This is a genomic window from Streptomyces lycii, assembly GCF_009735685.1.
Taxonomy (GTDB): Bacteria; Actinomycetota; Actinomycetes; order Streptomycetales; family Streptomycetaceae; genus Streptomyces; species Streptomyces lycii.
In genome coordinates this window covers 1-14,317 of the sequence record NZ_WHPN01000330.1, presented here as the reverse complement: position 1 = coordinate 14,317, position 14,317 = coordinate 1, and the positions used below count along the sequence as shown (strand labels likewise).

10 protein-coding genes are annotated in these 14,317 nt (G+C 74.0%); 6 read left to right on the top strand and 4 right to left on the bottom strand.

Features of this window, described 5'->3' with window-relative positions:
• The first annotated feature begins 551 nt into the window (after positions 1–551).
• Positions 552–1,001, top strand: coding sequence for a PTS sugar transporter subunit IIA (locus GCU69_RS20935; protein WP_098750678.1), 450 nt, complete (start codon positions 552–554; stop codon positions 999–1,001).
• A 78-nt stretch (positions 1,002–1,079) separates the two neighbouring features.
• On the top strand, positions 1,080–2,750 hold the full coding sequence (gene ptsP, locus GCU69_RS20930) for a phosphoenolpyruvate--protein phosphotransferase (protein ID WP_098750679.1): 1,671 nt from the start codon (positions 1,080–1,082) through the stop codon (positions 2,748–2,750).
• A 71-nt stretch (positions 2,751–2,821) separates the two neighbouring features.
• Here the strand turns inward: ptsP and GCU69_RS20925 are convergent, their stop codons facing one another.
• The gene (locus tag GCU69_RS20925; RefSeq protein WP_156206876.1) at positions 2,822–3,730 is read right to left on the bottom strand and encodes a hypothetical protein; all 909 of its coding nucleotides are present in this window, start codon (positions 3,728–3,730) and stop codon (positions 2,822–2,824) included.
• Between the two features lie 136 nt (positions 3,731–3,866).
• Positions 3,867–5,894 (bottom strand): acetoacetate--CoA ligase, encoded by a 2,028-nt coding sequence (locus tag GCU69_RS20920; protein WP_156206875.1) that lies wholly within the window; start codon positions 5,892–5,894, stop codon positions 3,867–3,869.
• A gap of 284 nt (positions 5,895–6,178) precedes the next feature.
• Here GCU69_RS20920 and GCU69_RS20915 point away from each other — a divergent pair, with 284 nt between their 5' ends.
• Positions 6,179–8,629 (top strand): glycoside hydrolase family 31 protein, encoded by a 2,451-nt coding sequence (locus GCU69_RS20915; RefSeq protein WP_156206874.1) that lies wholly within the window; start codon positions 6,179–6,181, stop codon positions 8,627–8,629.
• Positions 8,630–8,913: 284 nt separating this feature from the next.
• On the opposite strand, the gene GCU69_RS20910 is transcribed toward GCU69_RS20915, so the two are convergent.
• The gene (locus tag GCU69_RS20910; RefSeq protein ID WP_156206877.1) at positions 8,914–9,402 is read right to left on the bottom strand and encodes an NUDIX domain-containing protein; all 489 of its coding nucleotides are present in this window, start codon (positions 9,400–9,402) and stop codon (positions 8,914–8,916) included.
• A gap of 310 nt (positions 9,403–9,712) precedes the next feature.
• Here GCU69_RS20910 and GCU69_RS20900 point away from each other — a divergent pair, with 310 nt between their 5' ends.
• The 3 genes from GCU69_RS20900 (at position 9,713) to glpK (ending at position 13,167) form a co-directional block, all read left to right on the top strand.
• Positions 9,713–10,528 carry a M15 family metallopeptidase gene (locus GCU69_RS20900; RefSeq protein ID WP_098750683.1) on the top strand — a complete coding sequence of 272 codons (816 nt, stop codon included), beginning with the start codon at positions 9,713–9,715 and terminating at the stop codon, positions 10,526–10,528.
• Between the two features lie 399 nt (positions 10,529–10,927).
• Positions 10,928–11,644, top strand: coding sequence for an MIP/aquaporin family protein (locus GCU69_RS20895; RefSeq protein ID WP_156206873.1), 717 nt, complete (start codon positions 10,928–10,930; stop codon positions 11,642–11,644).
• A gap of 14 nt (positions 11,645–11,658) precedes the next feature.
• Positions 11,659–13,167, top strand: coding sequence for a glycerol kinase GlpK (glpK, locus tag GCU69_RS20890; RefSeq protein WP_156206872.1), 1,509 nt, complete (start codon positions 11,659–11,661; stop codon positions 13,165–13,167).
• 295 nt (positions 13,168–13,462) lie between these two features.
• Here the strand turns inward: glpK and GCU69_RS20885 are convergent, their stop codons facing one another.
• Positions 13,463–14,071 (bottom strand): GTP-binding protein, encoded by a 609-nt coding sequence (locus GCU69_RS20885; protein ID WP_098750686.1) that lies wholly within the window; start codon positions 14,069–14,071, stop codon positions 13,463–13,465.
• Positions 14,072–14,317 lie beyond the last annotated feature (246 nt).

Genomic DNA, 14,317 nt, shown 5'->3' with positions numbered 1-14,317 from the left:
TAATCCGGCCGTTCACAGCGTCCTCGCTGTCACGCCACCCCGACACAGCAGACCCGAAAACACGGGGCCCGCACGGGGTGGACTTTTTCAAAGGAACCTCGCCTCACCGAGTGAGACGGGGCATCAACATATCTGGCGTTGACTTTTGGCACGCTGTTGAGTTCTCAAAGAACGGACGCTTCCTTCGAACCCGTCTCCGGGCCCTCCGGGCGCTTCCCTTCGGTGTTCCGCTACTCTATCAGTCCTTTTCGACTTCTCCGACCACTCGATCTCCGGACATGCCGAAGGTGTATCGGAAAGTTCTTTCAAGGATTTGATGAGTGCCGTCCACACCCCGCGCGGCGACACCGCATCTGGGGTTGTGGGCAGGAGTCCGACAGTACAGCTCCGGTGCGGGCGAGGCAAATCGATATGCGGCACCCGGCCGGGCGCGGGCTCGTGCCCGCTCAGACGGAACCGGCACTACCCATGACTTAGGCTTCTGAACGGTACGCCGTCCGAGCCGAGCAGGGGCGGCGCTTGATCCTTTTCCACCCCTGGGAGGCTTTCCCATGACCACTGTGACGTCCCCGCTGTCCGGGGCTTCGATCGGACTGGCCGCAGTCCCGGACCCGGTGTTCTCCGGCGCGATGGTCGGGCCCGGCACTGCAGTTGACCCGGTCCGCGAACCGTCCGTGGCCGTGGCGCCGGTCGACGGCATCGTCGTATCGCTGCACCCGCACGCCTTCGTCGTCGTCGACGCGGAAGGCCACGGCGTGCTGACCCATCTCGGCATCGACACGGTCCAGCTGAACGGCGAGGGCTTCGAGCTGCTCGTCAACAAGGGGGACACCGTGCGCCGGGGTGACTTTGTCGTCCGCTGGAACCCCGCCGAGGTCGAGGCCGCCGGCAAGTCCCCGGTCTGCCCCGTCGTCGCCCTCGAGGCGACCGCGGAGGCGCTCTCCGACGTCTCCGAGAGCGGTGACGTCAGCGCCGGCGCCCCGCTGTTCACCTGGAAGTGAGCGCGGCGCGGCGCTGACGGCGAGTACGACATCCACCGCGGCGGCCACGGATCCGCCGCATCTATCGGAGACGGTGCAATGGAGACAACACTGCGAGGCGTCGGCGTGAGCCACGGGGTGGCGATCGGCGAGGTCCGGCACATGGGTACCGCGGTGCTCGAGCCGCCGGCGAAGCAGATTCCCAAGGAGGACGCCGAGCGGGAACAGGGGCGCGCGCGGCAGGCCGTCGAGGCTGTTTCCGCCGACCTGCTGGCACGCGGCAACCTGGCCGGCGGCGAGGCGCAGGCCGTGCTCGAGGCGCAGGCGATGATGGCGCAGGACCCGGAACTCATGTCGGACGTCGAACGGCGCATCGCCGTCGGCAGCACGGCCGAGCGTGCCGTGTACGACGCTTTCGCCGCGTACCGGGCCCTGCTGGCGGGTGCCGGTGAGTACCTGGCGGGCCGGGTCGCCGACCTGGACGACGTGCGCAACCGCATCGTGGCCCGGCTGCTCGGGGTTCCGATGCCGGGCGTGCCCGACAGCGACGAGCCGTACGTGCTGATCGCCCGGGATCTGGCCCCCGCCGACACGGCGCTGCTCGACCCCGCGCTGGTGCTGGGGTTCGTGACCGAGGAGGGCGGGCCGACCAGCCACAGCGCCATTCTGGCGCGTGCGCTCGGTGTGCCCGCGGTGGTGGCGCTGCCGGGCGCCGGGGATCTGGTCGAGGGCACGGTCGTCGCGGTCGACGGCAGTTCCGGTGAGATCTTCGTGTCGCCGAGTCCCGAGAAGCGGGCGGCCATGGAGGCCGCGGCCGCCGAGCGGCGTGCCGCGCTCGCCGCCTCCACCGGGCCCGGGGCGACGTCGGACGGGCACAAGGTGCCGCTCCTCGCCAACGTCGGAGGGCCGGCCGACGTGCCGGCCGCGGTCGACGCGGGGGCCGAGGGTGTCGGCCTGTTCCGTACGGAGTTCCTCTTCCTCGACGACAGTGGGAACGCGCCGTCGGAGGAGAAGCAGATCGAGGCCTACCGCCAGGTGCTCGAGGCCTTCCCCGAGGGGCGGGTCGTCGTGCGCGTCCTGGACGCGGGGGCCGACAAGCCGCTGGACTTCCTCACCCCCTCCGACGAGCCCAACCCGGCGCTCGGCGTGCGCGGCCTGCGGACTCTGCTGGACCACCCGGACGTGCTGCGCACCCAGCTCACCGCTCTGGCGAAGGCGGCCGAGGGGCTGCCGGTCTATCTCGAGGTGATGGCGCCCATGGTCGCCGACCGCACCGACGCGAAGGCGTTCGCCGACGCCTGCCGCGAGGCGGGGCTGCGGGCGAAGTTCGGTGCGATGGTGGAGATCCCGGCGGCCGCGCTGCGGGCCCGGTCGATCCTGCAGGAGGTGGAGTTCCTGTCGCTGGGCACGAACGACCTGGCGCAGTACACCTTCGCGGCCGACCGCCAGGTGGGCGCCGTGTCCCGGCTCCAGGACCCGTGGCAGCCCGCGCTGCTCGACCTCGTCGCGCTGTCGGCCGAGGCCGCGAAGGCGGAGGGCAAGAGCTGCGGTGTCTGCGGCGAGGCGGCCTCGGATCCGCTGCTCGCCTGTGTGCTGACGGGGCTCGGTGTCACCAGCCTGTCGATGGGCGCGGCCTCGCTGCCGTATGTGCGCTCGACGCTGGCCAAGCACACGCTCGCCCAGTGTGAGCGCGCCGCGTCCGCCGCGCGTGCCGCGGACACCGCGGAGGACGCCCGGCGCGCCGCGCAGGTGGTGCTCTCCGGGGAGTGAGCCGCTCGTCATCCGGCCGCGGGCCGGTGTCCTTGTCCCCCACGCGGGGGCGGGCACCGGCCCGCGGTGTCTCAGCAGCCGTCTCCGGGCTCCGGCAGCGGGATGCCCGGCAGATGGTCGACGCCCGGCTCTGGAGGCACCGGTTCACCGGTGAGCGGGTCGGTGCAGTAGGCCGTGAAGACCTCGGCGCCGGTGAGCGGCCGCGGCCAGGCGTGCCGCAGCACCCAGCCGCGCACCTGGTCGTTCCGCTCGGTGTGTTCGGTGCGCATCACGACGCCGCCGGGGCTGTCCGTCGCGATGCCCGCGGCCAGCACGGAGCAGAAGTGGAGGGCGTCCTCCTCGGGGATGCCGGACGGGCCGCCCTCGCGGGCGGCGCCGGTGTGGAGCACGGCGGTGAGCGGCGTGTCGCCGGCCGGGACGCTGCACACCAGGTGGTGGGTGCCGGGACCGGCGGCTTCGAGCAGCTCGGCCAGGGCGCGGGTGGCCCGGGTGTACGCGGCGCGGCCGATGTCCTCGCCGCAGTCCGCGCAGTCGCCCGCGGTGGCGAGCAGGGTGGTCGCGCGGTCCAGCCCGGCCCGGCGTTCCGCGGTGCTGACGAGCAGGGGCAGCAGCTGGTCGAGCGGCTGCCCGTCGTAGGGGACCGTCGTGCCGCGGCCGGCGATCTCGGCCGTGTACCGGGCCCTGGCCTCGGGGGTACCGGGGTCGAGCCCGCTCTCGGCGCAGAACCCCTCGAAGCGGGCCGGGTCGAAGAGCGCGAGCGCGGTGTGCGCGCCGCGGGCCGCGAGTGTGCGGAGCAGCTCCTCGGCCAGTCGCAGATACGCGGGGTGGCCGTCCATGCCGGAGAACGGCGCATACCTCCGCATGGCGTCGAAGTCCTGCTCGTCGGCCAGCAGGGCCACGATGCCGGGTGTTTCGCGGAACAACGGATGCCGCTCGGCCGCCGGATTCCTGCCGGCCCGTGTCTGGGACGTGTCTCCCATGTCTCCCCCTCGGTTACGGACAGCTGACTGTCACCGAACGTAACCGAGGGGTCTGACATCGTGACGGAGGGTGGCCAATCCCGTCCCGCCGCCGTGGTGCCTCTCCCGCCGCCGTGGTGCTTCTCCGCCGCCGGGGTCAGGCGGTTCCGCCGGAGCGGCCGCGCGCCACGCCCTCGTAGAAGCGGAGCAGTTCGACGTCGTCGACGGAGCCCGGGTTGACGGCCTTGTCGAGGGCGGTGCCCTGGAAGAGGCGTTTGACCGGGACCTCGATGCGCTTGCCGGTGAGGGTGTGCGGCACCCCGGGGGCTTCGATGATCTCGTCGGGTACGTGGCGGGGTGACAGCTGTTCGCGGATGGTGCGCTTCACCCGGTCCCGCAGGGCGTCGTCGAGGACCGCGCCTTCGGCGAGGTGGACGAAGAGCGGCATCCAGTAGCCGCCGTCGGCCTGTTCGACGCCGATGACCAGGGACTCCCGGATTTCCGGGAGCCGTTCGACGGCCTCGTAGATGTCGGCGGAGCCCATCCGGACGCCCTGCCGGTTGAGGGTGGAGTCGGAGCGGCCGTGGATGACGACGCCGCCGTGGGAGGTGAGGGTGATCCAGTCCCCGTGCCGCCAGTTGCCCGGGAACATGTCGAAGTAGCTGTCGCGGTAGCGGGAACCGTCGGGGTCGTTCCAGAAGCGGAGCGGCATGGACGGCATGGGGTTGGTGACGATCAGCTCGCCGACCTCGTCGGTGACGGGCTCCCCCCGGGCGTCCCAGGCCTGGAGGTCGGTGCCGAGGCAGGGGGCCTGGAGTTCGCCGATGTGGACCGGGAGCGTGGGCACCGCGCCGGCGAAGCAGCTGCACACGTCGGTGCCGCCGCTGACGGAGGCGGTCCACAGGTCCGCGGCGACCTCGTCGTGGATCCAGCGGAAGCCGTCGGGGGGCAGCGGCGAGCCCGTCGTGGCGACGCAGCGCACCCGGGAGAGGTCGAAGTCCCGGCCGGGGTGGACGCCGGCCTTGCGGCAGGCCATGACATAGGCGGCGGAGGTGCCGTAGAAGGTGGCGCCGGTGCGTTCCGCGACGCTCCACTGGGCGTCGGTGCGGGGGTGGCCGGGGCTGCCGTCGTAGAGCACCACGGTGGTGCCGGTGAGGAGGCCGGAGACGAGGAAGTTCCACATCATCCAGCCGGTGGAGGTGTACCAGAAGAAGCGGTCGCCGGGGCCGAGGTCGCTGTGCAGGCCGAGTTGCTTGAGGTGTTCGAGGAGGATGCCGCCCTGGGACTGGACGATGGCCTTGGGCAGGCCGGTCGTGCCCGAGGAGTACAGCACCCACAGCGGGTGGTCGAAGGGCACCTGCTCGAAGACCGGTTCCGTGTCGCCGGAGGTGAGGTCGTCCCAGGTGAGGGCCCCTTCTGGGGCGGGGGTGCCGAGCAGCGGGACGTGTACGACGGCGCGCAGGCCGGGCAGCTCGCGGCGGAGTTCGGCGACGGTGCCGGTGCGGTCGTGCTCCTTGCCGCCGTACCGGTAGCCGTCGACGGTGAACAGGACGACCGGCTCGACCTGCTGGAAGCGGTCGAGGACGCTCCGGGCGCCGAAGTCGGGGGCGCAGGAGGTCCAGACGGCTCCGACGGCGGCGGAGGCGAGGAGGGCGACGACGGCCTGCGGGATGTTCGGCAGATAGCCGCTGACCCGGTCACCCGGGCGTACGCCCAGGGCGCGCAGCTCGGCGGCCAGCGAGCCGACCTGGCGGCGCAGCCCGGACCAGGAGACGGGCCGGGGCTCGTGGGTCTCGTCGACGTGCAGCAGGGCCGGTGCGCCGGCCCTCGCCGGGTCCTCGGCGGCGCGCAGGGCGTGCTCGGCGTAGTTGAGGGTGGCGCCGGGGAACCAGCGGGCGCCGGGCATGGAGCGGTCGGCGAGCACCGTCTCGTACGGGGCGGAGAAGCGTACGTCGAACCATTCGGCGACGGCCTGCCAGAAGCGCGGCAGGTCCTCGACGGACCAGCGGTGCAGGGCCGCGTAGCTCGCGGCCGGGTCGCCGGGGACGAGCCGGGGCGCGCCGTGCCGGTCGGCCGCCCAGGTCTGGAAGCGGGTGATGGCGGCCCGGTCGACGCGGTCGGCTCCCGGCCGCCACAGGGGCTGCGCGGGATCGGCGGTCGGCGGTGCGGTGTTCGCTGGGCTCATGTCGGCGGCTCCCGGGCTGTACGCGTGGTCGGCGTGGGCGCGCACGCGCGGGGGTGTGCGCGTCACACGCTGCACAGGACGATGCCATGTGATCGTGGCCCGCACCAGGGCGGAATGCCCATATCCGGGTGGCGCGGAGTGTGCTCCGGCCACGCCGGACGGGGCCGTGCGGCCGGGAGCGGGCGGACGGCGGCGCCCCGGCTTCGGGACCGTTGGCACAACCCCTGGTGAACGGCGGTTGAACGGGCCGCCCGTAGGCCGCCGCCGGTGGCAGTCTGAGCGGCATGGATGCGCGTGACCTTGTGCGGTCGGTGAAAGTGATCGGGACGACGCAAGGTCTGCGGTCCGTGAGAGCCGCCTGGCGGCTGCGCCGGGCGGACGCCTGGGGGCTTCCGCCGCGGGGGGCGGAGCGGGCCCGGGTGCCGGGTGCGGCGCGGGACGCGGAACCGGGACCGGGCGGCGGGGTGGTGCGGTTCGCCCGGTCGTCGCTGCTGCTGCGCGTGACATCGGCCGGTGCCGTGTTCTGCGGCTGGGACGGTGCCGCGGCGGAGCCCTCGTACGCGCTGGCGCGGGGATGTCCGGAGGCGGACGCGCGGGCGGAGCTGGAGCCGGACCGGGACGGCGGCTGGCGGGTCGTCTCGGCGCGGGTGACGGTCGCGGTGTCGCGGCACGGCGCAGTGGAGTTCCGTACGCCGGGCGGGGTGCTGCTGCGGCGGGACCTGCCGCCGCGCTGGTGGGACCGGGCCGGGACGGAGCCCGGGGCCGGCGGGCCGCGCTGGGTGCAGCGTTCGGAGGTGGCGGCGGACGCGCGCTTCTTCGGGCCCGGGCCGCGGGTGCCGGGAGGGGTGCCGGGTGCCTCGGGGGCGGGGCCCGGGGACGGCACGTACCGGCTGTGGAACGGCGCGGGCGACGGCACGGCTCGGGAGGGTGACGGGCTGCCGGTGACGATGCCGGTGCAGCTGGTCGTCGCGGACGCGGGCAGTCACCTGGTCTTCCACGACAACACCTGGGACGGCCGGGTTCGGCTTCGGGCGGGTGCCGAGGGGCTGGGCTCCGGGCACGACCGGCGGGGCAGCTGCGAGCTGGAGTTCGAGGGCGGTCCGGCGCGTTCCTGGGTCGTGGTGGGGAGCCCGGCCCGGGTGCTGCGGGGCTTCCGCGCGCTGACGGGCGCGCCCGCGCTGCCGCCGGCCTGGGCTCTGGGGCACCAGCACGTCCTGCCGGGCGAGTGCGGCGCGGACGAGGTGCGGGCGGCCGTCGACGCCCACCGGGAGCACGGCCTGCCGCTGTCGGCGCTGCATGTCCCGGTGCCGCACCAGCCGGTGCGGCACCCGCGGTCCGGGCGGCGCCGGGCGTCCGGTGGTGACGCGGCGCCCGCGGACCTGCCGCGCCGCGCGGCGGAACTGCGGCGCGCGGGGGTGCGGCTGGTGTCCGCCGTGCCCGCGGGGATCAGGGAGGAGCCCGGAGAGCCGCGGTACGAGAGCGGCATGGCGACCGGGGCGTTCGTGACGGACGGGCGGGGCCGCCCGGTGCGCGGTGTGCTCGGGACGGGGGCGTCCGTGTTCCCCGACTTCACCGATCCGCAGGTGCGGAAGTGGTGGAGCGGGCTGTACGCGGAGCGGCTGGCGCTGGGCTTCGCCGGCTTCTGGCACGGGCCCGGGGAGCCGGGGCACGCGCGCGGCTTCGGGGAGCCCGCGCTGCCGCGTTCGGCCCGGCATGTGCTGGAGGGCCGCGGCGGCGACCACCGGGAGGCGCACAACGTGTACGGCCTGGCCATGGCCCGGGCCGCCCACGACGCGCTGCGCGAACTGCGCCCGGACCGGCGGCCGTTCGTGCTGTCCGGCTCCGGCTGGGCGGGCGTGCAGCGCTACGGCGGCGTCTGCCCGGGCGGCGCGGGATCCGGCTGGGACGGACTGCGGGACGCGCTGTCGGTGACCCTCGGTCTCGGGTTGTGCGGCGTGCCGTACTCGGGCCCGGACATCGGCGCGGGGCCCGCTCGTGGCGACGGTGCCGGCCCGCTGTCGCCGGAGCTGTGGCTGCGGGGGCTCCAGCTGGCGGCCTACCTGCCGCTGTTCCGTACCGTCGCCGCCACGGACCCGCGACCGGGGCCGGCGGGGCGGTGCGCGCCGTGGGGTTCCGGGACGGAGGTGCTGGAACACGCCCGCGCGGTGCTGCGGGAGCGGGAGCGGCTGCTGCCGTACTTCACCACCCTGGCGCGGGCCGCGCACCGCACCGGCGCGCCGTACGCCCGGCCGCTGTGGTGGGACACCCCCGAGGACCGGGCGCTGCGGGCGTGCGACGACGCGTTCCTGCTGGGGGACGCACTGCTGGTGGCGCCGGTGCTGGAACGCGGCGCGGTGCGGCGGGACGTACGGCTGCCGCCGGGGCGCTGGTACGACACGGCGACCGGGGCGGCGTACGAGGGCCCGGGGCGGGTGCTGCTGGACGCGCCGTTGTCGCGGGTGCCGGTGCTGGCGCGCGCCGGGGCGGTGCTGCCCGTGGCGGCGCCGGGCGGCGGGGTGGAGCTGGAGGTGTGGGCTCCGGCGCCCGGGCGGCGGGGTGGCGGGGAGTTCGCGGCCGACCCGGGTGACGGCTGGGACCTGCCTCCGGTGCAGCGCTGGACGAGCGTCCGGTACGGCGGCCGGGTGGTCGTCGAGGGCGCGGACGGCGCGGCGCCCGGCCTGCCGCTGCGGGTGCGGGGGCTGCCGGGCGGCGGGACGGGGCAGGAGCCGGGCTGAACGCCGGCGTCCCCGCGGGGAGGTCTCCGCGGGGAGCCCGGGGCCCGGCCGGGATGATGGGACGCCCGGCTTGCCGTGTCGTCCGGCTTACGGTCCGGCGTGCCGGCCGGCTCTCGGTCCGGCCTGCCGCCCGGCTTCACGGTCCGGCGTGCCGCCCGGCAGGTCGGGGTGTCGCCGTGGGTGGTCCGGCGTGTCGCCGGGAGCGGTCCGTCGTGGCGCCGCGGGACTGTCCGACGTGACACCGGGGAGGGCGGCCCGGCATCTTCGCGACGTGTGGCGGCCCGTCAGGACACGGGGCCGTAGCGCCCCTCGAACCAGCCGCGGGCCACCGCGGTGTGCAGGGGGAAGGCCAGATCGGCGGGCTCGTACAGGACACGCCGCTCCGTGGTCTCCGGGGTGGGCCCGGCCGGCGGCAGGTCCGCGGCAGCGCGTGCGGGCAGCAGGCCGAAGACGAGGAGGTGGCCGTCGGGCGAGCTGAGGACGTCCGCGAGACGCACCTCGTCCGCTCCGGCCTCGATCCCGGTCTCCTCCCGGAGTTCCCGGACGACGGCGTGCCGCCAGTCCTCCCGGTCGTCGACGAATCCGCCGGGGAGCGCCAGCAGTCCGCGGCGGGGCTCGACGGCGCGGCGGACGACCACCAGCCCGGTGCGGTCTCCGTACGGGCCGCCGGCCGGCGCACGGTCCGGATGCGGCAGGCCGTGCGGGCCACCGCCCGGACCACCGGCCGGGAGGGGCAGACCGTGCGGGCCGCCGCCCGGATCACCGGCCGGCAAGGGTCCGCCGGCCGGCTCGCCTCCCGCGGAGCGGCGCCGGCTGTCCGGCCCGCCGGCCGCGGAACCCTCCGCGGCCGGGAGGCCCTCGCCGGCCCGTGCCCGTACGGGCAGCAGGGCGACCGCGACCGGCAGCGGGTTCCGGTAGGAGGTGTTGCCGCAGCGGGCGCAGCGGCGGGGCCAGGCGGCGCCCTCGGGGAACGCCGCGCCGCAGTACGCGCAGTGCGAGTCCTGTCGTGGTTCCGGGGTGGACACGCGCGGACTGTACCCCGTCCTCTTCCGCCACCGGCCGCCCGGCTGGTAGATCCAGTACATGCCAAGACTCACCACCGCCCTCCGCTCGGCCGTCCTGTCCGCCGCCGCTCTCCTCGCGGTCACCGCCGCTCCCCCGCAGGCCCGGGCCGCCGCGGGCCCCGAACCCAAGGCCCCGTCCGGCTTCGTCGCCCTCCGCGACGTCGCCCCGACGATCCTTCAGGACATCCGCTACCACACGGCGCACAACTTCACCGGCGACCGCATCGACGGGTACCGCGCCCCCATGTGCATCCTCACCGAACCGGCGGCGAAGGCCCTCCGCGCGGCGCAGCACAAGCTGCTCCGGAAGGGCTACACGCTGAAGGTGTACGACTGCTACCGGCCGCAGCGCGCGGTGGACCAGTTCGTCCGCTGGGCGGAGGACCTCGGTGACGTACGGATGAAGGAGGAGTTCTACCCGCGGGTCGAGAAGGACCGGCTGTTCGAGGACGGCTACATCGCGGAGAAGTCCGGGCACAGCCGCGGCAGCACCGTGGACCTGACCGTGGTGCGGCTCCCGGCCCTTCCGACCCGGCCGTACGTACCGGGCGAGCCGCTGGTGCCGTGTTACGCCCCGCAGGACGAGCGGTTCCCCGACAACTCCGCCGACATGGGGACCGGCTACGACTGCTTCGACACCCTGTCGCACACCGAGGACCCGCGGATCACCCCGGAGCAGCGGGCGAACCGGCAGTTGCTGAAGTCGGCGCTGGAGGAGCAGGGGTTCGCCAACCTGCCCGAGGAATGGTGGCACTTCACCCACCGGCCGGAACTCTTCCCCGACACCTACTTCGACTTCCCCGTCTCCCGCCGCTCGCTGACACCGGGGCACTGACACCGGGGACTGACACCGGAGCGGAGACACCGGGGGCGGAGGCGCCCGGGGGCGGAGGCGCACCGTACGCCCCCGGGAAGCCGCCGCCGTGCACGACCCTGTGCACGACCTTGACGCTCCCCCGGCACCGGTGAACACTTCCGGTGACTGCCGGCATCGCCGTCACCGGCGCCCGGCCGCGCGGAGGCATCCCGCGGCCGCCGCTTCCCCGTCCCCGAGGGCGGTTCCGCAGCCCTGGCACGCTCGTCATGGACGCCGAGCGGTGGGGTATCCCCGTGCCCGTGTCCCCCGTGTCGGGAACCGGGCGGCGCGGCTGTCCCGGCGCCCGGCTCCGTGGGGAAGCACACCCTGCACGGAGGACCGGGGCGGGACGTCCCGGGTGAGGGACTAGGAGCCGCAATGGAGTTTTCCAACGGCGACATACTCGTCGGCGAGATCATCGGAACCGCGATCCTCATTCTGTTCGGCGCGGGCGTCTGCGCCGCCGTCAGTCTCAGGCATTCCAAGGCCAGCAAGGCCGGCTGGGTCGTCGTGGCGTTCGGCTGGGGCTTCGGCGTGCTCGCCGGGGCGTACACCGCGGGCCCGCTGTCGGGCGGGCACATCAACCCGGCCGTGACCCTGGGCATCGCCATCGACACCGGCGACTGGGACCAGGCGCCGGTGTACGTCCTCGGCCAGATGATCGGAGCCTTCATCGGCGCCGTGCTCACCTGGCTCGCCTACTACGCCCAGTTCGGCGCCAACGAGGAACCGACGCTCGGCATCTTCTCCACGATCCCGGAGATCCGGCAGCCGGTCGCCAACGTCGTCACGGAGACGATCGCGACGATCGGACTGGTGCTGCCCATCCTCGCCTTCGGCCTCACCGAGGGCCTGGGCCAGTCGGGCGTGCAGACCCTGATCGTCGCGCTGCTCGTCGTCGGCATCGGCCTCTCGCTCGGCGGGCCCACCGGCTATGCCATCAACCCGGCCCGCGACCTCGGACCGCGTATCGCGCACGCCCTGCTGCCCATTCCGAACAAGGGAACGTCCGACTGGGGTTACGCCTGGATTCCGGTCGCCGGCCCGCTGCTCGGGGCGGTGCTGGGCGCGCTGATCTTCAAAGCTGCCTTCTGAGTGGAGGAACGGTCATGACGGATCTGTACGTCGCCGCGATCGACCAGGGCACCACGTCCAGCCGCTGCATGGTCTTCAACCAGCACGGAGCGGTCGTCTCCGTCGACCAGCGCGAGCACCGCCAGATCTTCCCCAGGCCCGGCTGGGTCGAGCACGACGCCACCGAGATCTGGTCCAAGGTCCAGGCCGTGGTGGCGGGCGCCCTGGCCAAGGCGGGGCTGCGCGCCGAACAGCTCAGCGCGCTGGGCATCACCAACCAGCGCGAGACGACGGTGCTGTGGGACCGGATCACCGGCAGGCCCGTGCACAACGCGATCGTCTGGCAGGACACCCGTACCTCCGCGCTCTGCGGCGAACTGGGCGGGGAGGACGGCCAGGACCGCTTCCGTGACATCACGGGGCTGCCGCTCGCCAGCTACTTCTCCGGCCCCAAGGCCGCGTGGCTGCTGGACAACGTGCCCGGGCTGCGGGCGCGCGCGGAGAACGGCGAGATCGCGTTCGGCACCGTGGACTCGTGGCTCATCTGGAATCTCACCGGCGGCACCGACGGCGGCCGGCACGTCACGGACGTCACCAACGCGGGCCGCACCATGCTGATGAACCTCCACACCCTCCAGTGGGACGCGTCCGTGCTCGCCGCGATGAACATCCCGGAGGCGGTGCTCCCGGAGATCCGCTCCTCGGCGGAGATGTACGGCACCGCGGTCGGCCCGCTGGCGGGGGTTCCGGTCGCCTCGGCGCTCGGCGACCAGCAGGCGGCCGTGTTCGGGCAGACCTGCTACGGCGTCGGGGAGGCGAAGAACACGTACGGCACGGGCAGTTTCCTGCTCCTCAACACCGGCACACGCCCCGTGCCCTCCAAGAGCGGGCTGCTGACGACGATGGGCTACCAACTGGGCGGCGAACGGCCCGTGTACTGCCTGGAGGGCTCCATCGCGATCACCGGGGCGCTCGTGCAGTGGTTCCGGGACCAGCTCGGCATCATCCGGTCCGCGGACGAGATCGAACCGCTCGCCGCGAGCGTGGAGGACAACGGCGGCGCGTACATCGTCCCGGCCTTCTCCGGGCTGTTCGCGCCGTACTGGCGCTCCGACGCGCGCGGCGTGGTCACCGGGCTCACGCGCTACGTCACCAAGGCCCATCTGGCCCGTGCCGTGCTGGAGGCGACCAGTTGGCAGACGCGCGAGGTGGTCGACGCCATGCGCGAGGACTCCGGGGTGGAGATCACCACGCTGAAGGTGGACGGCGGCATGACCGCGAACGGGCTGCTGATGCAGCACCAGGCGGACGTGCTGGGAGTGCCGGTGATCAGGCCGGTGGTCTCGGAGACCACCTGCCTCGGCGCCGCCTACGCGGCGGGGCTCGCCACCGGGGTCTGGCAGGACCTCGACGAGCTGCGCGCGCACTGGCAGCGGGACGAGGAGTGGACGCCGCGGATGGAGGCGGCGGAGCGCGACCGGGAGTACCGCAACTGGCGCAAGGCGGTCGAGCGCAGCTTCGGCTGGGAGGAGGACGAGGCGTAGCGGCGCCCGGCGGCCGCCGCGGGCGTGCCCGGGCCGTACGGCGAGGCGCGGTCCGGTACGGCTTCGTACGGCTTCGTACGGCTCCGTCCGCGGAGGCGCGGTCCGGTACCGCGAGGCGCGGTCCGGTACGGCGAGGCGCGGGTCTGTGCGGCTCCTGCGATTCCGCACGGCTCCGTACCGCTCCGTGTGCGGGCACCCGGGTCCTTCCGGGCGTCACCGGCCGCGCGGGCGCCACCGAGCGGACGGGCGTCGCCCGGTGTGCGGGCGTCACCGGCCGCGCGAAGGGTCCCGCCGGTCAGGTGGCCGCGGGCTGCCGCTGCCCGGCCGAGATCCGCATGGCGTGCTCGACGACGGAGATCAGGACTTCCTTCGCCGAGTCGCGGTCCCGCGCGTCGCACAGGACCACCGGGGTGCCGGAGTCCAGGTCGAGCGCCTCGCGGACGGTCTCCGCCGGGTAGCGGTCGGCGCCCTCGAAGCAGTTGACCGCGACGGTGAAGGGAATACCGCGGCGCTCGAAGTAGTCGACGGCCGCGAAGCAGTCGTGCAGCCGCCGGGTGTCGGCGAGGACGACCGCGCCCAGGGCGCCCTGGGCCAGCTCGTCCCAGAGGAACCAGAAACGATCCTGCCCGGGTGTGCCGAACAGGTAGAGCACCAGATCCTCACGGAGTGAGATCCGCCCGAAGTCCATCGCCACCGTGGTCGTGCGCTTGCTCTCGACACCGTCCAGGGAGTCCACCGGCCGTCCGGCCTCGGTGAGCATCTCCTCCGTGCGCAGCGGCTTGATCTCGCTCACCGCGCCCACCAGCGTCGTCTTGCCCGCGCCGAAGCCGCCGGCCACCAGGATCTTGAGCGTCACCGGCTCGACGGCGGCCGCACGGCGGCGTTCAGAGCGCCCGAAGACCATTGATTTTGTCCTCCGATATGTGTTGCCGCAGGTCAGAAGCGTTCGGTCCCGTCGGGTCAGCAGTCTGGCAGCCTCATCCGCGCGCCGGCACGGCGGGGACGGGCACCGAGCAACTCTCCCGGGGGAAGGGATCGTTCCCCAAGGACTCTAGCCGCGGCAACCCTCCGGTACGTCACCGCCTCCGCCATCGGCCTCCGGTTTCCCGGCCGCGGCGCCCTCCGGCGGCTGCTGCCGGGGCGGCACGCT

Excerpts from the sequence above, each read along its gene's own strand:
- GCU69_RS20935 (WP_098750678.1), top strand. The coding sequence starts at position 552 with ATGACCACTGTGACGTCCCCGCTGTCCGGGGCTTCGATCGGACTGGCC.
- GCU69_RS20895 (WP_156206873.1), top strand. The coding sequence starts at position 10,928 with ATGGAGTTTTCCAACGGCGACATACTCGTCGGCGAGATCATCGGAACC.
- GCU69_RS20915 (WP_156206874.1), top strand. The coding sequence starts at position 6,179 with ATGGATGCGCGTGACCTTGTGCGGTCGGTGAAAGTGATCGGGACGACG.
- GCU69_RS20920 (WP_156206875.1), bottom strand. The coding sequence starts at position 5,894 with ATGAGCCCAGCGAACACCGCACCGCCGACCGCCGATCCCGCGCAGCCC.
- GCU69_RS20925 (WP_156206876.1), bottom strand. The coding sequence starts at position 3,730 with ATGGGAGACACGTCCCAGACACGGGCCGGCAGGAATCCGGCGGCCGAG.
- glpK (WP_156206872.1), top strand. The coding sequence starts at position 11,659 with ATGACGGATCTGTACGTCGCCGCGATCGACCAGGGCACCACGTCCAGC.
- ptsP (WP_098750679.1), top strand. The coding sequence starts at position 1,080 with ATGGAGACAACACTGCGAGGCGTCGGCGTGAGCCACGGGGTGGCGATC.
- GCU69_RS20900 (WP_098750683.1), top strand. The coding sequence starts at position 9,713 with ATGCCAAGACTCACCACCGCCCTCCGCTCGGCCGTCCTGTCCGCCGCC.
- GCU69_RS20885 (WP_098750686.1), bottom strand. The coding sequence starts at position 14,071 with ATGGTCTTCGGGCGCTCTGAACGCCGCCGTGCGGCCGCCGTCGAGCCG.